This is a genomic window from Streptomyces sp. AB3(2024) (assembly GCF_041862025.1).
Lineage (GTDB): Bacteria > Actinomycetota > Actinomycetes > Streptomycetales > Streptomycetaceae > Streptomyces.
On record NZ_JBGWAB010000045.1, the window covers coordinates 1 to 20574 of the forward strand.

Below are 20574 nucleotides of genomic sequence, written 5' to 3' on the forward strand. Positions count from 1 at the left end.
GCACCCCCCCCTCCCCGCGCCCCCCCCCCCCCCCCCCCCCCCGGAGCGCGGGGCGGCCCCGCGCCGGGGGGGCGCGCCCCGGGGGGGTCCCGGGGTCAGGCGACCAGGCCGGCCAGCTTGCGGAGGGACTCGTTCAGGGCGGCGGTCGCGGAGTCCTTGAGCTTGCCCGCCATGAGGGACACCGCGGCGCCCGTGAACTCGCCGTCGATGCGGACGGTGGTGGCACCGCCGTCCGGGACCAGGGTGTAGCGGGTCAGGACGGCCACGCCCATCGGGCCCTTGCCGGTGATGGCGAAGACGTGCTGGTCCTCCAGTTCCGAGACGGTCCACAGGACCTCGGCGGGGAAGCCCATCATCTTCATGTTCTCGGCGAAGGTGGACCCGACCGCGAGGGTCTCGGGACCGCCCTTCGGGAAGTTCGTGTGGGTCATGCTCCACTGCCCGTACGCGTCCCAGTCGGTCAGCTGGGCCCAGAGCTTCGCGGCGGGCGCCTCGATGCGTGATTCCGCGGTGACTTCAGCCATGCGTCCACCCCTTCTCGTCGGGTTCGTGCGGCGGAAGGTAGTCCCGGGGGGCGGAACATTCAATACTGACGACCTGTCAGAAACAGTGGGTTCCGGACCGGCCGGTACCGACTGCGTCTCAACAGGCGTCACCGGCGTGACGCTCCTGACCGGCCCTGCCATGATGGCCCGATGCAAGCGTCAGGGAAGAACGCCGGACTGGGCCTCGCCCTCGTCTCGGCGTGTGCGTTCGGTGGTTCGGGTGTGGCGGCGAAGCCGCTGATCGAGGCGGGTCTGGACCCGCTGCACGTGGTGTGGCTGAGGGTGGCCGGGGCGGCGCTGGTGCTGTCCCCGCTGGCCTGGCGCCACCGCGACCTGGTGCGGCGCAAGCCCCTGCTGCTCGCGGGCTTCGGTCTGGTCGCCGTCGCGGGCGTGCAGGCCTTCTACTTCGCCTCGCTGTCGAGGATCCCGGTCGGCGTGGCCCTGCTGCTGGAGTACCTGGGCCCGGCCCTGCTGCTCGGCTGGATCCGCTTCGTGCAGCGCAAGCCGGTGACCCGGGCCGCCGCGGCCGGTGCGGCGGTGGCCGTCGCGGGACTGGCGTGCGTGGTCCAGATCTGGTCGGGGCTGAGCCTGGACCCGCTCGGGGTGCTGCTGGGGCTGGCCGCCGCCTGCTGCCAGGCCTTCTACTTCGTCTTCGCCGACCAGGGCACCGACGGGGACGACGTACCCGACCCGATGGGCGTGATCGCGTACGGGATGCTCGTCGGGGCCGCGGTCATGACGGTGCTCGCGCGCCCCTGGGAGATGGACTGGGCCGTGCTCGGCGGGGACGCGCTGCTCGGGGACACAGCGGTTCCCGCCCTGGCCCTGCTGGGCTGGGTGGTGCTGGTCGCCACCGTGTTCGCGTACCTGACCGGGGTGGTGTCGGTGCGCAAGCTCTCCCCGCAGGTGGCGGGCGTGGTGGCCTGTCTGGAGGCGGTCATCGCCACCGTGCTGGCCTGGGTGCTGCTGGGCGAACACCTTTCGACCCCGCAGATCGTGGGCGGCGCGCTGGTGCTCGGCGGGGCCTTCATCGCGCAGTCCTCGCGGCCGGCGCCGCCCGCGGCGCCGGATCCGGCCGTGCCGGCCCCCGAGACCGCGAGGGCGTAGGACGTAGGGCGGGGGCCGACTGGCCGGAGGCGGGGGCGCCCCGTAGGCTGCCGGTCATGCCGTCGACCGTGCTTCCGCCTCCCGCCGCCTAGCGCGGGCGGCCTCCACGCGAATGAGAGACCGGCCCGGGGAGTCCCCGGGCCGGTGAGCGCTGCCCGCGAAGCGATGACCTGCTTCCTTCATCCTTCACGCATGCGCGGAGACACACGTGTCGAACCATTCGCCCGCTTCCGGGCGCAGTCTGCTGTACCTCGTCGTCGCCGGAGTCGCCTGGGGCACCGCCGGGGCGGCTGCCTCCCTCCTCTTCCTGGCCAGTGACCTCGGCCCGGTCGCCCTGTCGTTCTGGCGGTGCGCGGGCGGGCTGGTGGTCCTGCTGGGCGTGCTCGCCGTACGCCGTTCGGTGCGGGTGCGGCGGGCTCCGCGGGCCGCGGCGGCCTCGCCCGTCGCGCCGGCCGCGCGCGTCCCGGCGGTTTCGCTGATCGGGACCGGGCTGATGTTCACCCTGTTCCAGGCGGCGTACTTCGCCGCCGTACGCGACACCGGCCTCGCGGTCGGCACCGTCGTGACCCTGGGGGCCGGGCCCGTGCTGATCGCGCTGGGCGGCCGGTACTGGATGGCCGAGCGGCTGGGCAGGGGCGGAGCGGCCGCAGTCCTCGGCGCCCTGGCCGGTCTGGCCGTGCTGGTGCTGGGCTCCGGTGGGGGCGAGGTGCGGCCGCTCGGGGTCGGCTGGGCGCTGCTGTCGGCCGCCGGGTACGCGGGGATGACCCTGCGGGCGCGGTGGCTGGGACGGCGCGGGGCGGGCGGGGACCCGCTGGTCACCACCGCGTGGTCGGTGGCGGTGGGCACGGTGTGCCTGCTGCCGCTCGCCCTGGTCGAGGGGCTGCTGCCGCACACCGCCGACTGGGGCCGGGTGTGCTGGCTGCTGGTCTACGTGGCCACGGTGCCCACCGCCCTCGCGTACGCGCTGTACTTCACCGGCGCCGCGTCGGTGCGCGCCGCGACGGTGTCGGTGATCATGCTGATCGAGCCGGTCAGTGCGGCGGCGATCGCCGTCGGGATGCTCGGCGAACGGCTGACCGGGGCGGTGGTGCTGGGCACCGTACTGCTGCTGTCGGCGGTGGGCGCGCTGATCGCGGCCGAGGCGCGCGGTCCGCGGGCCTCGGCCGGGGGCGGGCCGGTGGCCGGGGGCGGTTCCGGGCCGGTGGCCGGGGCCGCCCCGGAGCCTCAGAGCGCGGCGAGGTAACCCGGGGCCGCGACGCCGGGGGTCAGGTCGGCGGCCGGGACCGGGGTCCCGTACGCCGGCGCGACCGGGACCACGCCCGCCCAGAACGGCAGGCCCAGGTCCTCCGGGTCGTCGTTCGGGCCGCCGGTGCGGACCTTCGCGGAGACCTCGGTCAGGTCCAGGCGGATCACCGCGGTCGCGGCGAGCTCCTTGGCGTCGGCCCGGCGGGAGTCGGCCGAGCGGCCCGGGACGACGTGGTCGACGAGGGCGTCCAGGGCCATCCGGCACTCGTCCTCGTCGGTGACCTGGTAGGCGGTGCCGTGGACGACCACCGAGCGGTAGTTGATCGAGTGGTGGAAGGCGGAGCGGGCCAGCACCAGGCCGTCCACGTGCGTCACCGTCAGGCAGACCGGCAGGCCCGGGTCGGCCTTCCCGGCGGCCAGCAGCGGGCGCGAACCGGTGGATCCGTGGACGTAGAGGGTCTCGCCCACCCGGCCGAAGAGGGTCGGCAGGACCACCGGCGCACCGTCGCGGACGAACCCGAGGTGGCAGACGTAGGCCTGGTCGAGTATCGAGTGCACCGTCTCGCGGTCGTAGCGCGCCCTGGGGCGGCCGCGGGTCGGGACGGTGCGGTCGGTGGGTTCGTACGCGGCCGGGGTGGCGCTCATGGTGCGGACTCCGTTGTACTAGTGCATAATGTCGTTTGTGCTAGGAGAGTATCGGATCACAGGCCGTCGCGCATCGGATATCGCGGCGAGCGTCGAAACGGGCGTCGGCTGCGGCGCGCTCGCGCCCGGAGCGGTGCTGCCGCCGATGCGGGAACTGGCGGGGGAGCTGGGCGTCAATCCCAACACCGTGGCCGCCGCGTACCGCACCCTGCGCGAACGCGGGGTCATCGAGACGGACGGCCGGCGCGGCAGCCGGGTGCGGGAGCGGCCCGCCACGGCGCCGCGCGACTCCCTGCGGACGGCCGTGCCCGAAGGCGTCCGGGACGTCGCGGAGGGCAACCCGGACGTGTCCCTGCTGCCCTCCCTCGACGCGGCGCTGGCCGCCGCCGCCCGCTGGTACGCGCAGGCCCCGGTCCTCTACGGCCAGGACCCGGTAGTCCCAGACCTCGCCCGGATCGCGCGGGCGGACCTGGACGCCGACGGGGTCCCGGCCGGGCCCGTCGCCGTGACCTCGGGGGCGCTGGACGGCATCGAGCGGGTGCTGGCCGCCCACCTCAGGCCGGGCGACGCGGTCGCGGTCGAGGACCCGGGCTGGGGGGCCATGCTCGACCTCGTCCCCGCGCTGGGGTTGCGGATCCTGCCGGTCGCCGTCGACGACGAGGGGCCGGTTCCGACGGCGGTGGCGCGGGCCCTGGCCGAGGGCGCGCGGGCCCTGGTGGTGACGGCCCGTGCGCAGAACCCGACCGGCGCCGCGGTCGGTGCCGCGCGCGCCCGGGAACTGCGGGAGCTGCTGGCCGCGCATCCCGGGGTGCTCGTCATCGACGACGACCACGGGCACGGCATCGTGGACGTGCCCCTGTGCCCGCTGGGCGGGGTGACCCGGCACTGGGCGCTGGTCCGCTCCACGGCCAAGGCGTACGGGCCGGACCTGCGGGTGGCGGTGCTCACCGGCGACGCGGTGACCCTCGACCGGGTCCGGGGCCGCCAGCGGCTGGGGCCGGGCTGGGTCAGCCGCCTCCTGCAGCGCGCGGTGGTGGAGCTGTGGACCTCCGGCGCCGTGGACAAGGAGGTGGTGGCGCGCTCGTACGGGCTGCGCCGCGACGGGCTGATCGCGGCGCTGGCCGAGCACGGCGTACGGGCGCACGGGCGCAGCGGGATCAACGTGTGGGTGCCGGTCGCCGACGAGACGGCGGTGGTCACCCGGCTGCTGACGTCCGGGTGGGCGGTGACGGCCGGGGCCCGGTTCCGGGTGGAGGCGGGCCCCGGCGTGCGGATCACCGTCTCCGGGCTCTCCCCGGCGGAGGTGGGCCCGCTCGCCGACGCGGTGGCGGCGGCGGTCCGCCCTGTGCCCGGCGGCCGTTCCGACTGAACGGGCCGCCGGGGCGTCGCGCGGCGTCGCCGGACGGATCCGCCCCCGCCGCGGAATGCGACGGGGGCGGGCGGCGGGGGGCCGGTGCGGCTCAGGCGGGCTTGGGCGCCCGGGGCCGGGCCTGGGTGAGGGCTGCGCCCGCCAGGACGACGACGGCGCCGACCGGGGTGTTCCAGTGCAGCTGCTCGCCGAGGATCAGGACGCCGGCGGTGGTGGCGATGACCGGGATGAAGTAGGTGACCATCTGCGCGGTGGTGGGGCCGATCTCGGTCACCAGCCCGTACTGCATCTGCAGGGCCATGCCCGTGCCGAGGGCGCCCAGGGCGATCACCGAGAGGGTCGGCCAGAGCGGGAAGCCGGCGGGGGCGGAGGTGAACAGGGCGCTGACGGCAGCCAGTTGCACCGTCGACACCATGAGCTGCGCTCCGGTCAGCGCCACCGGGGAGCCCGGGGTGCCCGCCAGGGTGCGGCGGACGTAGATCCAGCCGATCGGGTAGCAGAGCGAGGCCAGCAGGGCCAGTACGGTGCCCTTGGCGTCGATGCCCGCGAAGCCCTGCCAGGCGCCGAGGACCGTCAGGACGCCGAGGAAGCCGAGGCCCAGACCGGCGAAGCGGCGGCGGGTGGGACGGTCCTCGGAGAGGGCGACCAGCGAGAGCGCCATGCCCCACAGCGGCGAGGTGGCGTTGCAGATCCCGGCCAGGGTGGAGGAGATGCTCAGCTCGGCGTACGCGAACAGAGAGAAGGGGGCGGTGTTCAGCAGGAGCGCCGCCACCGTGAGGTGGCCCCAGGTGCGCGCTCCCCGGGGCAGCGGCTCGCGCCGTACGAGCAGCACGGCCAGCAGGGCGAGGGCGCCGAACAGGACGCGGCCGAAGGCGACCTGGAAGGGCGCGAACGCCTCGGTGCCCACCTTGACGAAGAGGAAGCTGAAGCCCCAGACGACCGAGAGGAAGGCGAAGCGCAGCCGCCAGTCGAGACCGCCGGTGGCGGTGCCCGTGCCGGACGCCGGGGTGGTCGCGGTGGCGGGGGAGGGGGCGGAACGGGCCGGGCGGGAGGGGGCGGGTGCGCTCATGTGCTCACTCTGCTGCGGGGGACCTCGTAGGACAAGCGAGACTTCCTCCGCCTCACCGCGTAGCATCGCTTACATGTTGAACCTGGAGCGCCTGCGTACCCTGGACGCCCTCGCCCGCCACGGCTCGGTCAGCGGCGCGGCCGAGGGCCTCCATGTGACCACGTCCGCAGTCTCCCAGCAGATGGCCAAGCTGGAGCGGGAGGTCGGCCAGCCCCTGCTGGCCAAGAACGGCCGCGGGGTACGCCTGACGGACGCCGGGCGGCTGCTCGCCGACCATGCCGCCCGGATCATCTCGCAGGTGGAGCTGGCCCAGGCCGACGTCGAGGCCCAGCGGGGCTGCGCGGTCGGGCAGCTGCGGATCGGCGCCTTCCCCACCGCGATGCGCGGGCTGCTGCCCCGGGCGCTGACCGCGCTGCGCGCCGACCACCCGGACCTGCGGGCGATGGTGCGGGAGCAGGAACCGGAGGAGGCCATGTTCGCCGTGGTGCGCGGGGACCTCGACATGGCCCTGGCCATCGACTGGCACAACAAGCGGATGCCGGTGCCGGCCGAACTGACCCGCACCCACCTGCTGGACGACGCCGTCGACATCGCGGTGCCGCGCTCCCATCCGCTGGCCGACCGTACGAAGATCTCCCTGGCCGACTTCGCCGACGACGACTGGATCTCCTGGAACGAAGGCCAGTTCTGTCACGAGTGGCTGGTGTTCACCCTGCGCGGCACCGGGGTCGAGCCGCGCGTCGCGCACATCGCCGAGGAGCACCACACCCAGCTCGCCTTCGTGGAGGCCGGGCTGGGGGTGTGCGTGACCCCCCGGCTGGGCCGCGGACCCGTGCCGCCGGGCGTCCGGCTGCTGCCGGTGTGCGACGCCGTACGCCGTCACGTGTACGCGGTCTGGCGCGCGGACGCCGGCCGGCGGCCCTCCATCCGGGCCGCCGTCGCGGCGCTGCGCGAGGCGGCGGCAGCCGTGTAGGACGCCTTCGGGCCCCTCGGCCGCCGGGTCAGATCTTGCGGAAGTCCCAGGAGACGACGGAGTGCGGCGTGACGCGGATCCACGCGTGGCGGCCGTCGTGGGGCATCTCCTCGATGCCGAAGTTCTTGACGGGGAAGATCCGTTCGGGCTCCGCCAGCTCGGGGCAGGGCTCGCCGGTGCGCGGAGCCTCGCCCACGAAGACGGCGCTGCCCGACAGTTCGACCCCGCGCAGCTCGTCGTACGATTCGCCGGAGTCCACCACCACCGAGATCCGGGGGTCCTTGCGCAGGTCGGCCCAGCGGCGGCTGCGCGTGATCGAGTACAGCCACAGCGAGGTGCCGTCCCAGGCGAACCACAGGGCCCCCACGTGCGGCCGCCCGTCGGGGGAGACCGTGGCCACCCGGCAGGTGCGCTGCTCGCGGAGGAAGGCGTCCACTTCCGCGTCGGTCATCATGATGCGGCGGCCCCGCCGCTGTGTTCCGGCCCCGAGCGTCTCGTCCATCGTGCCCCTGCCCCTTCACATCTGACTGTGTGTCAGGAATCATGCGGGCTCCGCCGCCACCACGCCAGGGGGAGCCATGCCGGAGTTCGACCCCGCCACCACCGCGCTGCTCACCGTCGAGTGTCAGAACGGCGTCGTGGGCGAGGAGAGCGCCTTGCCGGAGCTGGCGAAGGAGGCGCGGGACTCCGGGATGCTGGACCGCGTGGCCGCCCTCGCCGCCGCCGCGCGCGCGGCCGGCGTACAGGTGCTGCACGCCGTCGCCGAGCGGCGGCCGGACGGGCTGGGAGCCAGTACCAACGCGCGGCTCTTCCGGGCCGCCGGGAGGCTGCCCGTGCGCCAGCTGACCGGGAGCCGGGCCGTCGAGGTCGCGGCCCCGATCACCGTGGCCGAACGGGACCTGGTGGTCCGGCGGCTGCACGGACTGTCCCCGATGGCCGGCACCGACCTGGACGCCCTCCTGCGCAACCTCGGCATCCGCACCCTCGTCGTCACCGGGGTCTCCTCCAACATCGCGATCCCCAACACCGTCTTCGACGCCGTCAACCTCGGGTACGGGGTCGTGGTGCCCGCCGACGCGATCGCCGGGGTGCCGGCCTCGTGCACCGCCGAGGTGATCCGCAACTCCCTCGCGCTGGTGGCGGAAGTCACCACGACCGAGGCCCTGCTCGCGCGGTGGGCTCCGCAATAGCCCCAGGACGGGCCGCCCGCCCGCCAGCTAGCCTGGGCAAATGCTCACAGAAGTGATCGCGACCCGTTACGTCACGCCCCTGCGTGAGGGCGGCTCGCTCCCGGGGATCGTCGAGGCCGACGATCTCGGGACCTACGTCATGAAGTTCACCGGAGCCGGCCAGGGCCGCAAGACCCTGGTCGCCGAAGTCGTGTGCGGGCGACTCGCCCAGCGGCTGGGCCTGCGGGTCCCGCGGCTTGTGGGGATGCAGCTCGACCCCGTCATCGGGCTCGCCGAGCCCGACCAGGAGGTCCAGGAGCTGCTCAAGGGCAGCGGCGGGCTCAACCTCGGGATGGACTACCTGCCGGGCTCGATCGGCTTCGACCCGCTCGCGTACCAGGCCGACCCGGCCGAGGCGGGCCGCGTGGTCTGGTTCGACGCCCTGATCAACAACGTCGACCGCTCCTGGCGCAACCCCAACATGCTGGTCTGGCACGGCGACCTGTGGCTCATCGACCACGGCGCCACCATGATCTGGCACCACAACTGGCCCACCGCCCGGTCCGCCGCGGCCAAGCCCTACAACGCCTCCGACCACGTCCTGGCCCCCGTGGGACCGGACATCGCCGCGGCCGCCGCAGAGCTGGCCCCTCTGGTGACCGAGGACCTGCTCACCGAGGTCACCGCCGACGTCCCCGACGAATGGCTGGTCGACGAGCCCGGTTTCGACTCCACCGACGCGGTGCGCCGCGCCTACGTGGAGGCGCTGCTGCCGCGCGCGGCGACGATCCACGAGAGGATCACCATGGAGGCCGAGGTCAGGCCGCGGTCCGGTCCGCCGGGCTGGCTCGCCGAGCGCCTGCCTCCCCAGTCGGACAAGAACGAGCGGAAGAGCGGCGACGAGTGACCGAGCGGGACGTGTTCGAGTACGCGCTGGTGCGCGTGGTACCCCGGATGGAGCGCGGCGAGTGCTTCAACGCCGGGGTCGTCGTCTACTGCCGGGCGCACGCGTACGTCGCCGCGCGCACCCACCTCGACGAGGCGAAGCTCCTCGCGCTGGACCCGGGGGCCGACGTGGCCGGCGTCCGGGCCGCGCTGCGCGGGGTCGAGGGGCTGTGCGCGGGCGGCGAGCGGGCCGGACAGGCGGCCGGTGACGATCCGGGACGGCGCTTCCGGTGGCTGATCGCCCCCCGCAGCACGGTGGTCCAGCCCGGCCCGGTCCACACCGGTCTGACGGCCGACCCGCAGGCCGAGCTGGAACGGCTCCTCGACCTGCTGGTCCGCTGACGCGGGGATCGGCGGGACGCGCGCGCCGGGGTGCCGTTGACACGAGGTGTCACGGCTCCTAGCGTCTCCTCAACTGAAGCTACTAAGCGGTTGCTCACCTTCGGGCGGCCGCTCTCAAGGGCGAGGAGATCCAGCATGTCCACCACCGAGCAGCGCGTCGCGATCGTCACCGGGGCGGCCCGGGGCATCGGCGCCGCCACCGCCGTGCGCCTGGCCGCCGAGGGCCGTGCGGTCGCCGTACTCGACCTGGACGAGGCGGCCTGCAAGGACACCGTGGAGGCGATCACCTCCGCCGGCGGCCGGGCCCTGGCGGTCGGCTGCGACGTCTCCGACAGCGCCCAGGTGGAGGCGGCCGTCGAGCGGGTCGCGAGCGCGCTCGGCGCCCCGACCATCCTGGTCAACAACGCGGGCGTGCTCCGCGACAACCTGCTGTTCAAGATGAGCGACACCGACTGGGACACCGTCATGAACGTGCACCTGCGGGGCGCCTTCCTGATGGCGAGGGCCTGTCAGAAGTACATGGTGGAGGCCAAGTTCGGCCGGGTCGTGAACCTCTCCAGCAGCTCCGCGCTGGGCAACCGGGGCCAGGCCAACTACGCCGCCGCCAAGGCCGGTCTGCAGGGCTTCACCAAGACCCTGGCCATCGAGCTGGGCAAGTTCGGCGTCACGGCCAACGCGGTCGCCCCCGGTTTCATCGTGACCGAGATGACCGCCCAGACGGCCGCCCGCGTGGGCATGGGCTTCGAGGAGTTCCAGGCGGCCGCCGCCACGCAGATCCCGGTGCAGCGCGTCGGCCGCCCGGACGACATCGCCAACGCCATCGCCTTCTTCACGGGCGAGGCCGCCGGCTTCGTCTCCGGCCAGGTCATGTACGTGGCCGGCGGCCCGCTCAACTGACCCGTCCACGAGAGGCAGGGCGTACGGCATGACGTACAACGGCACCGACAGCGGCAAGGTCGCGCTGATCACCGGCGCGAGCCGGGGCATCGGCTACGGGATCGCCGAGGCGCTGGTCGCCCGGGGCGACCGGGTCTGCATCACCGGGCGCAACGAGGAATCCCTCAAGGAGGCCGTCGAGCGGCTCGGCGCGGACCGGGTGATCGGCGTGGCCGGGAAGGCCCACGACGAGGCCCACCAGGCCGTCGCCGTGGACCGCGCGATGGAGGCCTTCGGCCGCGTCGACTTCCTGGTGAACAACGCGGGGACCAACCCGGTCTTCGGGCCGATGGCGGACCTCGACCTCGGGGTCGCGCGCAAGGTGTTCGAGACCAACGTGATCTCGGCCCTAGGTTTCGCCCAGCGGACCTGGCACGCCTGGCAGAAGGACAACGGCGGGGCGATCGTGAACATCGCCTCCATCGCCGGCGTCTCCGCCTCGCCCTTCATCGGGGCGTACGGGATGAGCAAGGCCGCCATGATCAACCTCACCCTGCAGCTGGCGCACGAGATGGCGCCGCGGGTGCGGGTGAACGCGATCGCCCCGGCGGTGGTCAAGACGCGGTTCGCGCAGGCGCTCTACGAGGGCCGTGAGCAGGAGGCCGCCGCGGCGTACCCGCTCGGCCGGCTGGGGGTCCCGGAGGACATCGGGGGTGCGGCGGCATTCCTCACATCTGCACAAGCGGAATGGGTAACTGGACAAACCCTCGTGGTCGACGGAGGCATGTTCCTCAATGCCGGAGTCCACTGACCGATAAACGGACGCATTTGCCTCCCTCGGGGAGGCAAATGCGTATCGAATACGCACGTAATCGGTCAAGTGCCTCACGAAACCTGCCCATTGGATTTGTGACGTACTGCGGTAGGGTCTGCCGCACCCCTGGCTGATCGAGGAGCGTGCACGTGTTCAACCGGACCAGATGCCTGCAGGTCTCTGCGGCCCTTGCGTCCATATCCCTGCTCTCCGGATGCGGTCTGTTCTCCGACGACAGCGGGGACAAGGCCAAGAGGATCGTGGTCGGTACGACGAGCGCCCCGAGCACCCTCGATCCGGCGGCGGCGTGGGACGGCTCCTGGGAGCTCTACCGGAACGTCTACCAGACCCTCCTGGCGTTCCCCACGGGCAGCACGAAGCCCCAGCCGGACGCCGCCCAGGGCTGCGATTTCACCGACACGGCGAACACCGCCTACCGGTGCACGCTGCGCAAGGGGCTGAAGTTCTCCGACGGCGAGCCGCTCGACGCCAAGGCCGTCAAGTACTCCCTGGACCGGATCAGGAAGATCGACTCGAAGGTCGGCCCCAAGGGCCTCTTCAACTCCCTCGACAAGATCGAGACCCCGGACGCGCTGACCGTGGTCTTCCACCTGAACACGCCGGACGCCACCTTCCCCTTCGTCCTCGGCTCGCCGGCCGCCTCGCTGGTCGCGCCCAAGGAGTACCCGGCGGACAAGGTGCGCGAGGACGGCAAGGTCACCGGATCCGGCCCCTACGTCCTCACCTCGTACAAGGCGGGCTCCGAGGCGGTCCTGGGGAGCAACGAGACCTACCAGGGCTTCGCCAACCGCCACAACGACGGCGTGACGATCCGCTACTTCAAGAAGTCCGACGCGATGGTCGCGGCCCTGAAGGCCAAGGAGATCGACGCGACCTACCGAGGCCTCTCGGCCCCCGAGATCAAGGACCTGCAGAGCCCGGCCTCGCACAACGCGGGCGTCCAGGTCGTCGAGAACGTCGGCGCGGAGATCCGCTACCTGGTCTTCAACCCCAAGGACCCGCAGGTCGCCAAGCTCCCCGTGCGCCAGGCCATGGCCCAGATCGTCGACCGCGGCGCGCTGGTCACCAAGGTCTACCAGGGCACCGCCGAACCGCTGTACTCGATGGTCCCCAAGGGGGTCGTCGGCCACAAGACGCCCTTCTACGACCTCTACGGCCAGCCCAGCGTCGAGAAGGCCCGGAAGATCCTCAAGGACGGCGGGGTGCCCACCCCGGTCGACCTGACCCTCTGGTACACCTCGGACCGCTACGGCGGCTCCACCGCCGACGAGTTCACCGAACTCAAGCGCCAGCTGGACGAGAGCGGACTCTTCAAGATCACGCTGCGGAACAAGCCCTGGGTGGAATTCCAGGTCGGCTACAAGAACGGCGAGTACCCGATCTTCGGCCGCGGCTGGTTCCCCGACTTCCCGGACCCGGACAACTTCATCGCGCCGTTCGTCGGCAAGGAGAACGCGGTCGGCACCCCGTACGAGCCCCCCGCCATCGTCAACGAACTGCTGCCCAATTCCCGTCGCGAGGGCGACCGGTCGGCCGGCGTCAAGGAGTTCGAGCAGGCACAGCAGATCTTCGCCCAGGACGTCCGCCTGCTGCCCCTGTGGCAGGGCAAGCTCTACGTCGGCGCGCGCGAGGACATCGCCGGCGCCGAGCGGGCCCTGGACCCGCAGACCGCCATGCAGATGTGGGAGCTGTACCGCAAGACCAGCTGGTGACGTCCGGGGGCGGTGCCCGGGTCGCGGCGTTGTCAGTGGTCCCCGGTAGGTTCTGAGCAGTTGCACGAACTTGTACCGGAGGTTGTCGACGTGACCCAGATGCTGCCCGAGTCCTGGCTCCCCGTTCTCGGCGGGGAGCTGGACCAGCCCTACTTCAAGGAACTCACCGAGTTCGTCGAGAAGGAACGGGCGAACGGGCCGGTCTACCCGCCCCGCGAGCAGGTCTTCGCGGCCCTGGAGGCCACGCCGTTCGACAAGGTGAAGGTCCTGGTCCTCGGCCAGGACCCGTACCACGGCGCGGGCCAGGGCCACGGCCTGTGCTTCTCCGTGCAGCCCGGGGTCAAGACCCCGCCCTCGCTGCGCAACATCTACAAGGAGATGAAGGAGGAGCTCGGCCTGCCGGTCCCGGACAACGGCTACCTGATGCCCTGGGCCCAGCAGGGCGTCCTCCTGCTCAACGCGGTCCTCACCGTCCGCGAGGCCGAGCCGAACTCGCACAAGGGCAAGGGCTGGGAGAAGTTCACCGACGCAGTGATCCGCGCGGTTTCCGACCGTCCGGACCCGGTCGTCTTCGTCCTCTGGGGCGCCTACGCCCAGAAGAAGATCCCGCTGATCGACGGGGAACGGCACGTGATCGTCAAGGGCGCCCACCCCTCGCCGCTGTCGGCGAAGAAGTTCTTCGGCTCCCACCCCTTCACCCAGATCAACGAGGCCGTCGCCGCCCAGGGCCATGAGCCGATCGACTGGCGGATCCCGGACCTGGGCTGACGCCACACCGCGCCTCGACGTCAGAGGCGCCGCCTCCGGCTAGCTTCGTGACGACCGGACCGGAGCGGGTCCGGCGGAGCGAGCCGGAGGCCGCGTTGAGGGAGCAGCAGGAGGCGTCGGAGGACGCCGTCATGACCAGGATCGGCCAGGCGGTCATCCTGCTGCACGCCGGTGACCGCGAGGAGGCCCGCAACCGCCTCGGCGAGATCTGGTCCGAGATCGGCGAGGAGGGGGACGGTCTCCACCGCTGCACCCTCGCGCACTACCTGGCCGACGCCCAGGACGACCCCGGCGACGAACTCGCCTGGGACCTGAGGGCGCTGACCGCCGCCGAGGGGCTCGCGGACCGGCCCCGCGAGGCGGTCCGCGCCTTCTACCCGGCACTGCACCTCAGCCTCGCCGCCGACTACGTCAAACTCCGCCGTCCCGAGGCGGCCCGGGTGCACCTGGCGCGGGCCCGCGCGGCCACCGCGGAACTCTCCGACGACGGGTACGGCAACGGCGTGCGGGCCGCCATCGCCCGGCTGGAGCGGCGGCTCGCGACGGAGCCGGGGCAAGGGCCCCGGCCGTTTCCCGGGCAGTCCCCGTAGGGCCGGGGCGGAAGTCGCAGGGCCGGGGCCTCAGCCCCGTAGGGCCCGCGCGGGCCGTCCCCGCCGCGCGAGCCGTCCCTCAGTCGTCGTGGACGCCCGCGCAGATGCGGGCCTCCGGGCTGTCCGGGTGCCACTGCCCGTGCCGCCTGCCCAGCGCGCAGACGTCGGCCGGCCGGACCGGCAGCTCCCGCACCAGCTCGCGCGGCACCCGCGCGTCCTTCCGCAAGGGGTCCGGACGGCCCTCACGGTGCCTCTCGCCGGGCCGGGCTGGCTTCCGGGGCTCCGGGATGTCCGGAACCGGGGGAACGCCCTCCGCGGCCTCCGGCGGCGCCGGAGGGGCCGTGCGCGCCGTGCCCCGGCCCGCGGACGTCGGGCCCCCCCCCCCCTCCGCTCCGCCCGGCACCGCCCCCAGCGCCTCCAGCGCGGGTGCCTGGACGACCACCGGGAGCGCCCCCGGGCCCCCGCGCGGCTCGTACCGGGGCGCCGCCCCGGCGGAAGGGGCCGTCGCCGGCCGCCCCGGACCGGGACCCACGCTCACGCAACCGGAGACGGTGGAGACGGCGGAGGCCGCGCAGGCGGCTCCGAGGAGCAGTTTCGTCGAGGTTCGGGTTGGATGCACCCGCGCAACTCTGCTGTGCGAGGACCCCGTTGTGAAAACCCTGGACCGATATTCACCCCGCACGGGTGACGCGGAGGGGATGTCCGGAGGACAGCGCCTACTCGCCGGTGGCGCCGTCGATGTGCTCGCGCAGCAGGTCCGCGTGCCCGTTGTGGCGCGCGTACTCCTCGATCATGTGGGTGTAGATCCAGCGCAGGCTGAACACCTCGCCGCGGTGGTGGACGGCGGCGTCCGACACCGCGTCGAGGGAACGGCCCGCGGCGGCCTGCCGCGCCAGCTCCACCTCGGTCTGCCACACGCGCTCGGCGGAGGCCCAGGTATCGGCACCGGTGAAGTGGAAGTCGCCGTCGCGGTCCTCCCGGGTGCTGTAGAGCTCGGGCAGGTCCTCGCCCAGCGAGATCTCGCGGAACCAGTACCGCTCCACCTCCGCCATGTGCCGTACGAGGCCCATCAGGCTGAGCCCGGAGGGCTTCAGCGGGGTCAGGCGCACCTGCTCCTCCGTCAGCCCGGAACACTTCCAGGCCAGGGTCGAACGGTGGTAGTCGAGCCACCCGTCCAGCATGTCCCGCTCGCCGGCGGTGGTGGAGGGTTCGGAGCGGTGTGATCCATCGGATGTCATGACCGTCATCCTGACCGAACACGCCCCCTCCCACCAGGGATTAAGCTGCCGGTATCCCATTGCGTACATATGAGGAGGCACCCGGTGAAGGTCGGCGTCATCGGACTCGGCGACATCGCCCGCAAGGCGTACCTGCCCGTCCTCACCACCCGCCCCGGAGTCGAACTGCACCTGCAGACGCGCACTCCCGCCACGCTGGAGCGGATCGGCGCGATCCACCACGTCCCGCGCGAACGCCGCCACACCACCCTCGACGCACTGCTGGCCGAGGGCCTCGACGCCGCCTTCGTCCACGCGCCGACCGCCGCCCACCCCGAGATCGTCGAGGGGCTGCTGCGGGCCGGCGTGCCGACGTACGTGGACAAGCCGCTGGCCTACGCGTTCGAGGACTCGCGGCGCCTGGTGGAACTGGCCGAGGAGCGCGGGGTCGGCCTCTTCGTCGGCTTCAACCGCCGCCACGCGCCCGGCTACGCCCAGTGCGCCGACCACCCGCGCGAGCTGATCATCCTGCAGAAGAACCGGGTCGGGCTCCCCGAGGACCCGCGCACCCTGGTGCTCGACGACTTCATCCACGTCGTCGACACCCTGCGCTTCCTGCTTCCCGGCGAGGCCGACCACATCGACGTGCGGGCCGTGGTGCGCGAGGGGCTGATGCACCAGGTGGTGCTCCAGATGTCCGGCGAGGGCTTCACCGCCCTCGGCGTCATGAACCGGCTCTCCGGATCCACCGAGGAGGTCCTGGAGGTCTCCGGACAGGACTCCAAGCGTCAGGTCGTCAACCTCGCCGAGATCATCGACCACAAGGGCCAGCCCACTGTGCGGCGGCGCGGGGACTGGGTGTCCGTGGCCCGCCAGCGCGGCATCGAGCAGGCGGTGGACACCTTCCTGGAGGCCGTGGAGGCCGGCAAGGCGCTCAGCGCCCGGGACGCGCTGCTGACCCACGAACTGTGCGAGCGGGTGGTGCTGACGGCTCTGGAGCAGGCCTCCCGGGCCTGACCGCCCGGACGCAGCGGAGCGCGCAGTACGCCGCCACCGCGGCGACCGCCGCGCCCCCGGGCCAGTTCCCGAAGCGCACGAAGAGGGTGGTGCCCCGGGCGAGCGGCAGCTCGTACAGGGCCGCCGTGCTCGCCGACGTGGACAGGGCCGGGCCGATCCGCGCGCCCGACGGGCCGTAGACGGCGCTGACGCCGGTGAGGGTGGCGTGCACGAAGGGACGGCCGTTCTCGGCCGCGCGCAGCGCCCCCAGGGAGGCGTGCTGGGCCGGGGCCCAGCTGTGCTGGAAGGTGGACGTGGAGGACTGCGCCACCAGGACCGCCGCGCCCATCCGGGTCAGCTCCCGGCTCATGTCGGGGAAGGCCGACTCGAAGCACACCAGCGGGCCGATCCGGGTGCCGTCCGGCAGCCCCATGACCACCGGGGCGGCGCCGCGCATCCGGTCCTCGCCGGCCGCCTTGCCCACCGAGGTGGCCCATCCCAGCACCGCGCGGGCCGGCACGTACTCGCCGAAGGGCACCAGCCGCATCTTGTCGTACCGGTCACCCGTCGGTCCTCGCGCGCCGACCAGGACGGAGCTCTTGTAGATGCCGGGCCGGTCCGAGCGCCGGGCGTCCACGTTGACCAGCAGCGGGGCCCCGACCCGCGCGGACAGGGCGGCCAGTCGCCGGGACAGGTCCGGCCGCGTCGCCAGGTCCGCGCCGACGCTGCTCTCGCCCCACACCACCAGGTCCACCCGCCGCCCCACCAGCGTCCCGGTCAGTCGCTCCTGCGCGTCGAACCGCCGCTGGGCCGCGTCGGCCGCCGCCGTGGCGGTGGTGCCCCCGGCGCCGGAGGCGCCGTCCGGGCCGTCCGCCATCAGGCCGGGCTGGACCACGGCCACCCGCAGCACGCCGCCCGAGGCCTCGGGGAGCGGCAGCCACAGCCACACCATCCCCGTGAGCACCGCACACCCCGCCACGGCGGCCACCGCGGGAACCCGCGCACGGGGCACGGCGACCAGGAGCACCACGGCACAGTTCACCGCCACCACGAGCAGGCTCACCAGCCACACCCCGCCCACCGAAGCCAGCCGCAGCGCCGGCGGCACCTGCCACTGACTGGCGCCGAGCAGCCCCCACGGCCCGCCCAGCCCCTGCCAGGACCGGGCCAGCTCCGACAGCAGCCACCCCGCCGGTACGAGGACCAGCGCGGCCGCGGCCCGCCACCCGTGCGGCGTCCCGCCGAGCAGCTCCCGCACCAGGAGAGCCCAGGGGATCCAGAGCAGCCCCAGCAGCAGCGCCACCGGCAGCAGGAACACGTGCAGGCTCGGCAGCAGCCAGTGGTGCACCGCCACGATGAACCCGGCGCCCCCGAGCCAGCCCTCCTGGGCGGCCCGCCGCCCGGTGGGGGCGGAGCGCAGCAGCAGCATCCAGGGCACGAGGGCGACGTAGGCGAACCACCAGAGCGCCGGGGCGGGGAAGGCGAGGCACGGCAGTGCCCCGGCCGCCACCGCCGCGGCCGTACGCCACCACCGGGTCCGCTCCGTGACCAATGCGCGCCTCCGCTTCCAGTGTGGGACCTGCGGCCCCGCCCTTCACTCCGAGAGGCGTCGCCACTTCTCGTGCACGGTGACCCCGCTCAGGCGCCAGCCGTCGGGGGTGCGGGCCAGCTCGAACGCGTAGCGGCCCGCGGCGACGAAGTTCGGGGCGGTGACCGTGCCGTCGAAGTCCTCGCCCGCCAGCCGCATCGGGTTGAGGAAGTCGGCCCGGACCCGCGCCGTGTCCCCGGGGGAGCCGCCCTGGTCCTCCAGCCGGACCAGCCGGTTGACGATCAGGTGCTGGCGCACCGGGAACAGCGTCATGGTCCGCCGAAGCCAGTCCGCGACCTCCCCGGCGGGACCCTCGATGCCGCCCGCCGAGCGGTAGTCGGCCCGCCCGTCCGGCGTGAACAGGGCGCGGTAGCCGGGCCAGTCCCCGTCGTCGACGGCCGCCGCGTACCCCGAGACCACCTCGTCGATGGCCAGCCGGTCCATCACCGTCGCCAGGTCCACACGCTGCGTCATCGGGACAGTGTGGGGCTGCGGGGCCGCCAGGCCAAGGGGCGTGCGGCCACCGGATGGCCGACGGACCACCGCCGGGGCGGGTTTCCGACGCCGGTGCGCGACGGTGATCCGGTGCGCGACGTCCGCCGGGCGGGGGCCGGGCGGGTCCGGGTGGCCTCCCTCAGCGCCCCGAACGCGCCTCCCGCTGCCGGACCACGACCAGGAACGCGTCGCTGGCCAGGTCCATCACCACCTCCGCCGGCACGCCCTCGCGCATCCGCTGGGCGGCGTACTCCTCGGCCGGCCAGCTCCCCCTCGGACTTCCGGCCGGAAATCGTTCCAGTACCACACGGCTCACGGGACACCCCCTGCTGCTGTTCCTCGCTCCAAGGACAACGACGCGGAGGCCGCCCGGGAACGTTCCCGGGCGGCCTCCGATTCACGCCGATTGGTGAGCGGCGGTGCCGCTAGGACCCCGACTCGCCGGCGTGGGGGCTGAGCACACCCGCGCCGATCAGGGCGAACAGCACGATGCCGAGCAGGATCCGGTAGATCACGAAGGGCATGAAGCTCTTGGTGGAAATGAACTTCATGAACCACGCGATGACGGCGTAGCCGACGAAGAACGCGATGACCGTCGCGAAGATCGTCGGACCCCAGGTGATGTGGCCGGGGGTCTCGATCACGTCCTTGATCTCGAAGGCGCCCGAGGCCAGCACGGCCGGGATCGCGAGGAGGAAGGAGTAGCGGGCCGCGGCCTCGCGGGTGAAGCCCAGCAGCAGACCGCCGGAGATGGTCGCGCCGGAGCGGGAGACGCCCGGGATCAGGGCCATCGCCTGGCAGGCGCCGAAGATGAGGCCGTCCTTGACGCCCAGTTCCTTCAGCGTCTTGCGCTGGTGGACCACCCGGTGGCGGCCGCCCTGCTCGTCGCGCGAGGCCAGCCAGTCGGCGAAGCCGAGGATCAGACCCATCACGATCAGGGTGGTGGCGGTCAGCCGCAGGTCACGGGCGGGGCCCTCGATCTGGTCCTTGAACAGCAGGCCCAGCACGCCGATCGGGAGCGATCCGACGATGACCAGCCAGCCCATCTTGGCGTCCTGCTCGGAGCGCAGCGCCTTGGTGAACAGCGAGCGGAACCAGGTGGAGATGATCCGCGCGATGTCCTTGCGGAAGTAGATGAGGACGGCGGCCTCGGTGCCGATCTGGGTGATGGCCGTGAAGGCCGCACCGGGGTCGTGCCAGCCGGCGAACGCCGCGGTCAGCCGCAGATGGGCGCTGGAGGAGATCGGGAGGAACTCCGTAAGCCCCTGGACGAGACCGAGGATTAGGGATTCGAACCAGCTCATGTCGGGGTGCGCTCGTCCTTGTGATCGTAGGGCAGTTCGGGTCCGATGCTAGGGCCCGTGCGGAGCGGCCGTGACCACAGGGGGGTGAACAGCCCGCGGCCGGTGCGCGGGAGCCTCCGCGGCGGGGGGCGCGAGGCGGTGCCGCTTGCGCCAGGCGACCGCTGCGGCGACCACCGCGGACAGTGCGATGAACCCGGACGAGACGAGGAACGCGGGCGACCCGGGAGTGGCGGCGCTGGCCCCCGCGATCACGTACGCGGCGGTGTTGGGGACCGTGCCGAGCGCCGTGGCGAGGAGGAAGGGCAGCCAGCCGCAGCGGGACACCGCCGCCAGGTAGTTGGCCGCCGCGAACGGCACGCCGGGGAAGATCCGCACCGCGAGCACGGAACGGAACCCGTGCCGGTTCAGCTGCCCGTCGGCCGCCAGCAGCCAGCGTCCGCGCAGATACGGGCGCAACGCCTCCTGCCCCAGGACCCGCCCGAGCCCGAAGGCGACCGCGGCGCCGAGGACGGTCCCGCCGACGGCCGCCACCAGCCCGAACACCGAACCGAAGACCGCCCCCGCCGCGAGGTTCAGCAGCGGGCGGGGCACGAACGCGGCCGTGCACAGGCCGTACGCACCCGCGAACAGCAGCACCCCCGCGCCGAGCGGCAGCTCCGGGGGCCAGCCCCGGGACAGCAGCCGCTGGGGCTCGTAGAGGACCACGCACGCCCCGGCCGAGACCAGCAGCACGACGAGCAGCGACAGCCGGGCCCACGGCGCGAGGAGGAGGGACATTCCGGGA

24 protein-coding genes are annotated in these 20574 nt (G+C 73.2%); 13 read left to right on the top strand and 11 right to left on the bottom strand.

Annotated features, from left to right (window positions below; genetic code table 11):
• Positions 1–95 precede the first annotated feature (95 nt).
• Positions 96–524, bottom strand: coding sequence for an SRPBCC family protein (locus ACEPPI_RS19160; protein WP_373916443.1), 429 nt, complete (start codon positions 522–524; stop codon positions 96–98).
• A gap of 171 nt (positions 525–695) precedes the next feature.
• Here ACEPPI_RS19160 and ACEPPI_RS19165 point away from each other — a divergent pair, with 171 nt between their 5' ends.
• Both ACEPPI_RS19165 and ACEPPI_RS19170 read left to right on the top strand, forming a co-directional pair.
• Positions 696–1652, top strand: a complete 957-nt coding sequence (locus ACEPPI_RS19165) for a DMT family transporter (RefSeq protein WP_373916444.1) — start codon at positions 696–698, stop codon at positions 1650–1652.
• Positions 1653–1860: 208 nt separating this feature from the next.
• Positions 1861–2895 (top strand): DMT family transporter, encoded by a 1035-nt coding sequence (locus tag ACEPPI_RS19170; RefSeq protein ID WP_373916445.1) that lies wholly within the window; start codon positions 1861–1863, stop codon positions 2893–2895.
• Here the strand turns inward: ACEPPI_RS19170 and ACEPPI_RS19175 are convergent.
• Positions 2877–3542 carry a pyridoxamine 5'-phosphate oxidase family protein gene (locus tag ACEPPI_RS19175; RefSeq protein WP_373916446.1) on the bottom strand — a complete coding sequence of 222 codons (666 nt, stop codon included), beginning with the start codon at positions 3540–3542 and terminating at the stop codon, positions 2877–2879. The two genes, ACEPPI_RS19170 and ACEPPI_RS19175, sit on opposite strands and share 19 nt — an antisense overlap.
• A gap of 37 nt (positions 3543–3579) precedes the next feature.
• Here ACEPPI_RS19175 and ACEPPI_RS19180 point away from each other — a divergent pair, with 37 nt between their 5' ends.
• Positions 3580–4911 (top strand): aminotransferase class I/II-fold pyridoxal phosphate-dependent enzyme, encoded by a 1332-nt coding sequence (locus ACEPPI_RS19180; protein ID WP_373916447.1) that lies wholly within the window; start codon positions 3580–3582, stop codon positions 4909–4911.
• A gap of 91 nt (positions 4912–5002) precedes the next feature.
• On the opposite strand, the gene ACEPPI_RS19185 is transcribed toward ACEPPI_RS19180, so the two are convergent.
• On the bottom strand, positions 5003–5980 hold the full coding sequence (locus tag ACEPPI_RS19185; protein WP_373916448.1) for a DMT family transporter: 978 nt from the start codon (positions 5978–5980) through the stop codon (positions 5003–5005).
• A gap of 73 nt (positions 5981–6053) precedes the next feature.
• On the opposite strand from ACEPPI_RS19185, the gene ACEPPI_RS19190 reads away from it, so the two are divergent.
• The gene (locus ACEPPI_RS19190; RefSeq protein ID WP_373916449.1) at positions 6054–6953 is read left to right on the top strand and encodes a LysR family transcriptional regulator; all 900 of its coding nucleotides are present in this window, start codon (positions 6054–6056) and stop codon (positions 6951–6953) included.
• A 28-nt stretch (positions 6954–6981) separates the two neighbouring features.
• Here the strand turns inward: ACEPPI_RS19190 and ACEPPI_RS19195 are convergent, their stop codons facing one another.
• Entirely contained in the window at positions 6982–7455 is a 474-nt protein-coding gene (locus tag ACEPPI_RS19195) for a pyridoxamine 5'-phosphate oxidase family protein (RefSeq protein ID WP_373916450.1), read from the bottom strand.
• A 76-nt stretch (positions 7456–7531) separates the two neighbouring features.
• On the opposite strand from ACEPPI_RS19195, the gene ACEPPI_RS19200 reads away from it, so the two are divergent.
• The 8 genes from ACEPPI_RS19200 to ACEPPI_RS19235 all read left to right on the top strand — a co-directional run bounded on the left by ACEPPI_RS19200 (position 7532) and on the right by ACEPPI_RS19235 (position 14190).
• The gene (locus tag ACEPPI_RS19200) at positions 7532–8143 is read left to right on the top strand and encodes a cysteine hydrolase (protein ID WP_373916451.1); all 612 of its coding nucleotides are present in this window, start codon (positions 7532–7534) and stop codon (positions 8141–8143) included.
• 40 nt (positions 8144–8183) lie between these two features.
• Positions 8184–9029: a HipA family kinase gene (locus ACEPPI_RS19205; protein ID WP_373916452.1), complete on the top strand. Its 846-nt coding sequence runs from the start codon at positions 8184–8186 to the stop codon at positions 9027–9029.
• Positions 9026–9409 carry a DUF3037 domain-containing protein gene (locus tag ACEPPI_RS19210; protein WP_373916453.1) on the top strand — a complete coding sequence of 128 codons (384 nt, stop codon included), beginning with the start codon at positions 9026–9028 and terminating at the stop codon, positions 9407–9409. Before ACEPPI_RS19205 ends, ACEPPI_RS19210 begins: the two co-directional genes overlap by 4 nt.
• A gap of 135 nt (positions 9410–9544) precedes the next feature.
• Positions 9545–10306, top strand: a complete 762-nt coding sequence (gene fabG, locus ACEPPI_RS19215) for a 3-oxoacyl-ACP reductase FabG (protein WP_266837611.1) — start codon at positions 9545–9547, stop codon at positions 10304–10306.
• 28 nt (positions 10307–10334) lie between these two features.
• Positions 10335–11096 (top strand): SDR family oxidoreductase, encoded by a 762-nt coding sequence (locus ACEPPI_RS19220; RefSeq protein WP_373916454.1) that lies wholly within the window; start codon positions 10335–10337, stop codon positions 11094–11096.
• Positions 11097–11248: 152 nt separating this feature from the next.
• Positions 11249–12832 carry an ABC transporter substrate-binding protein gene (locus tag ACEPPI_RS19225; protein WP_373916455.1) on the top strand — a complete coding sequence of 528 codons (1584 nt, stop codon included), beginning with the start codon at positions 11249–11251 and terminating at the stop codon, positions 12830–12832.
• Positions 12833–12931: 99 nt separating this feature from the next.
• A complete protein-coding gene (locus tag ACEPPI_RS19230; RefSeq protein ID WP_373916488.1) occupies positions 12932–13600 on the top strand; it encodes a uracil-DNA glycosylase in 669 nt (222 codons plus the stop codon).
• Positions 13601–13695: 95 nt separating this feature from the next.
• On the top strand, positions 13696–14190 hold the full coding sequence (locus ACEPPI_RS19235) for a hypothetical protein (protein WP_266841481.1): 495 nt from the start codon (positions 13696–13698) through the stop codon (positions 14188–14190).
• 79 nt (positions 14191–14269) lie between these two features.
• On the opposite strand, the gene ACEPPI_RS19240 is transcribed toward ACEPPI_RS19235, so the two are convergent.
• Positions 14270–14398 (bottom strand): hypothetical protein, encoded by a 129-nt coding sequence (locus tag ACEPPI_RS19240; protein ID WP_373916456.1) that lies wholly within the window; start codon positions 14396–14398, stop codon positions 14270–14272.
• A gap of 508 nt (positions 14399–14906) precedes the next feature.
• Positions 14907–15428 carry a DinB family protein gene (locus tag ACEPPI_RS19245; RefSeq protein ID WP_373916457.1) on the bottom strand — a complete coding sequence of 174 codons (522 nt, stop codon included), beginning with the start codon at positions 15426–15428 and terminating at the stop codon, positions 14907–14909.
• 84 nt (positions 15429–15512) lie between these two features.
• On the opposite strand from ACEPPI_RS19245, the gene ACEPPI_RS19250 reads away from it, so the two are divergent.
• Complete coding sequence (locus ACEPPI_RS19250; protein ID WP_373916458.1) at positions 15513–16424, top strand: Gfo/Idh/MocA family protein; 912 nt, start codon at positions 15513–15515, stop codon at positions 16422–16424.
• Here ACEPPI_RS19250 and lnt read toward each other — a convergent pair.
• The 5 genes from lnt to ACEPPI_RS19275 all read right to left on the bottom strand — a co-directional run bounded on the left by lnt (position 16342) and on the right by ACEPPI_RS19275 (position 20567).
• Positions 16342–17955, bottom strand: a complete 1614-nt coding sequence (lnt, locus tag ACEPPI_RS19255; protein WP_373916459.1) for an apolipoprotein N-acyltransferase — start codon at positions 17953–17955, stop codon at positions 16342–16344. The two genes, ACEPPI_RS19250 and lnt, sit on opposite strands and share 83 nt — an antisense overlap.
• A gap of 42 nt (positions 17956–17997) precedes the next feature.
• Positions 17998–18465 carry a nuclear transport factor 2 family protein gene (locus ACEPPI_RS19260; RefSeq protein ID WP_373916460.1) on the bottom strand — a complete coding sequence of 156 codons (468 nt, stop codon included), beginning with the start codon at positions 18463–18465 and terminating at the stop codon, positions 17998–18000.
• 160 nt (positions 18466–18625) lie between these two features.
• Complete coding sequence (locus ACEPPI_RS19265; RefSeq protein WP_356220210.1) at positions 18626–18802, bottom strand: hypothetical protein; 177 nt, start codon at positions 18800–18802, stop codon at positions 18626–18628.
• 109 nt (positions 18803–18911) lie between these two features.
• Complete coding sequence (locus ACEPPI_RS19270; protein ID WP_356220208.1) at positions 18912–19790, bottom strand: undecaprenyl-diphosphate phosphatase; 879 nt, start codon at positions 19788–19790, stop codon at positions 18912–18914.
• Positions 19791–19838: 48 nt separating this feature from the next.
• A complete protein-coding gene (locus ACEPPI_RS19275; RefSeq protein WP_373916461.1) occupies positions 19839–20567 on the bottom strand; it encodes a TVP38/TMEM64 family protein in 729 nt (242 codons plus the stop codon).
• Between the last annotated feature and the right edge of the window lie 7 nt (positions 20568–20574).

What these genes read in the sequence shown, in the direction of transcription:
- ACEPPI_RS19185 (WP_373916448.1), bottom strand. Translation starts at nt 5,980, where the DNA reads ATGAGCGCACCCGCCCCCTCCCGCCCGGCCCGTTCCGCCCCCTCCCCC.
- ACEPPI_RS19205 (WP_373916452.1), top strand. Translation starts at nt 8,184, where the DNA reads ATGCTCACAGAAGTGATCGCGACCCGTTACGTCACGCCCCTGCGTGAG.
- ACEPPI_RS19230 (WP_373916488.1), top strand. Translation starts at nt 12,932, where the DNA reads ATGCTGCCCGAGTCCTGGCTCCCCGTTCTCGGCGGGGAGCTGGACCAG.
- ACEPPI_RS19220 (WP_373916454.1), top strand. Translation starts at nt 10,335, where the DNA reads ATGACGTACAACGGCACCGACAGCGGCAAGGTCGCGCTGATCACCGGC.
- ACEPPI_RS19165 (WP_373916444.1), top strand. Translation starts at nt 696, where the DNA reads ATGCAAGCGTCAGGGAAGAACGCCGGACTGGGCCTCGCCCTCGTCTCG.
- ACEPPI_RS19270 (WP_356220208.1), bottom strand. Translation starts at nt 19,790, where the DNA reads ATGAGCTGGTTCGAATCCCTAATCCTCGGTCTCGTCCAGGGGCTTACG.
- ACEPPI_RS19200 (WP_373916451.1), top strand. Translation starts at nt 7,532, where the DNA reads ATGCCGGAGTTCGACCCCGCCACCACCGCGCTGCTCACCGTCGAGTGT.
- ACEPPI_RS19160 (WP_373916443.1), bottom strand. Translation starts at nt 524, where the DNA reads ATGGCTGAAGTCACCGCGGAATCACGCATCGAGGCGCCCGCCGCGAAG.
- ACEPPI_RS19175 (WP_373916446.1), bottom strand. Translation starts at nt 3,542, where the DNA reads ATGAGCGCCACCCCGGCCGCGTACGAACCCACCGACCGCACCGTCCCG.
- fabG (WP_266837611.1), top strand. Translation starts at nt 9,545, where the DNA reads ATGTCCACCACCGAGCAGCGCGTCGCGATCGTCACCGGGGCGGCCCGG.
- ACEPPI_RS19260 (WP_373916460.1), bottom strand. Translation starts at nt 18,465, where the DNA reads ATGACGCAGCGTGTGGACCTGGCGACGGTGATGGACCGGCTGGCCATC.
- ACEPPI_RS19275 (WP_373916461.1), bottom strand. Translation starts at nt 20,567, where the DNA reads ATGTCCCTCCTCCTCGCGCCGTGGGCCCGGCTGTCGCTGCTCGTCGTG.
- ACEPPI_RS19190 (WP_373916449.1), top strand. Translation starts at nt 6,054, where the DNA reads ATGTTGAACCTGGAGCGCCTGCGTACCCTGGACGCCCTCGCCCGCCAC.
- ACEPPI_RS19195 (WP_373916450.1), bottom strand. Translation starts at nt 7,455, where the DNA reads ATGGACGAGACGCTCGGGGCCGGAACACAGCGGCGGGGCCGCCGCATC.
- ACEPPI_RS19245 (WP_373916457.1), bottom strand. Translation starts at nt 15,428, where the DNA reads ATGACATCCGATGGATCACACCGCTCCGAACCCTCCACCACCGCCGGC.